This is a genomic window from Algorimicrobium echini (genome assembly GCF_900115185.1).
GTDB classification, from domain to species: domain Bacteria; phylum Bacteroidota; class Bacteroidia; order Flavobacteriales; family Flavobacteriaceae; genus Algorimicrobium; species Algorimicrobium echini.
The window spans coordinates 1-1,630 of sequence record NZ_FOVN01000021.1; the positions used below are offsets into that span (position 1 = coordinate 1).

At 29.6% G+C, this 1,630-nt stretch carries 1 protein-coding gene; it reads right to left on the bottom strand.

Features of this window, described 5'->3' with window-relative positions:
• Positions 1-221: 221 nt before the first annotated feature.
• Positions 222-944, bottom strand: a complete 723-nt coding sequence (locus tag BM239_RS15225; protein WP_092210195.1) for a DUF6090 family protein — start codon at positions 942-944, stop codon at positions 222-224.
• Positions 945-1,630 lie beyond the last annotated feature (686 nt).

A 1,630-nucleotide genomic window follows, 5' to 3' on the forward strand; every position in this document is an offset into this window, starting at 1 on the left:
CTTTCCAGTTTTACCTTCAGAGAGTAAGTTTTGTCTGATTTTTCTAAAAAATTTTATCATTGGTTATTGGTTGGTCATAATGAAGCACAACGGTTTTGTGTATGATTTGTGCGATTGAGAATCCGCAGGATTTTCAGTCGTTGGAAATCATATTGTTAAATATATTAAATTTTAATTGAAGTAGAAGTAGAGCATGAATTATACACGTTGTTGTGCTTTCGTTATTTTAATAATTCTTTATCAATCAATTCTAAAACCAAATCAATTTCTTGTTTTAATTCTGAATAGTAATGAGTGTTTAGATATCTCGATGTTAAAATGAAATCTACGAGTTGATTTTCTAATTCTTGAGACTGTAATAAGTGAAGGTTTCCAAGTTTAAATTTACTTTTACCTATTCCAAAATCCTCCCATTGTTCTCCAATCAACATTTTTTTTACATTACCTTGAGTGTTCATAAGGGCAATTATGTCACGCCTTAATTCCGAATGTTCTTCTTCCTGAAATTTAACTTTATACAGTTTTCCATAGTAAGAAGATAAAGTAAATTTTAGTTTATCATTGCTAAAAACCGTAAGTTTTCCAGAACTAATGATTTCATCTAATACAGCTTGATTTGGACGATATTGTACTTCCCAATTTGTCATATTCATAGCCAAGTCAGCAAATTCTTTTTCTGTAATACTTGGGCTATCTGGTCCCATAAGGTTTGAAAGTTCTACAGCATTATCCCGATTAAATGTATTACTCTTAACAACACTATCTAATTCAATAAGATTATGATTAAATTCTTCCTTTAAAGAGACGAGATACTCTTGTTCAACATATCTTTCTTTGGAATTCTCATTCCAATTATTTATTTGAAGAGCTATTAAAATTCCAATAACCACAAGTACAATTTCTCCTATGGCATACTTTAAATACTTTCCAGTTTTGTTTTCCATGAGCAAGTTTTGGCGAATTTTCCTAAAGAATTTTATCATTGGTTAGCGGTTTCTAATAATGAAGCACAACGATTTTGAATATGATTTCGTTGCGATAAAGTCGTAAGACTTATCGTAAATGAAATCAAAGTTTAAATTTAAGATATTTTGTCGTAAAACGACAAAAACCTAGCAATGAATTATATGCAGTGTTGCAATTTCGTTGTTTTTCAATCATTTTATTTATCCTTTTTCAAATCAATTTATATTCATTCAGCGTTTAGCTATTCAAATCCTTTTATTTTTTAAATCTTAAATTTCTCATTTTACGAAAATTAATCTTTAAAAACTTTTTTGAGTTTCGTTGCTCAAAATCGTACAGTTAATCTTTCTGCGTTTCAATGAGTTTTCCGTTTTCATTGCTCAATCATTTTTAGAGTTTCAATGATTTTTTATCCGTTTCAATTTTCGAAATCGGTTTGAGTGGCAAATCTTTCCGTTTCAATTTTAATCAGTTTATTTTCTTAAAATCAATCTAGAATTTATCATTTAGTTTAATCAATCTTTTTATGAACTTTTTTTCGTTTTGAGTATCGTCGCACAATGAATTGCAACGTGTTTGTATAAGAATAGTTGCGTGTTTGCGTGCGAGGAATTTCCGAAGGAAATTCAGACGTAGCAAACGTGCAACGACCTTATGTTTAGCC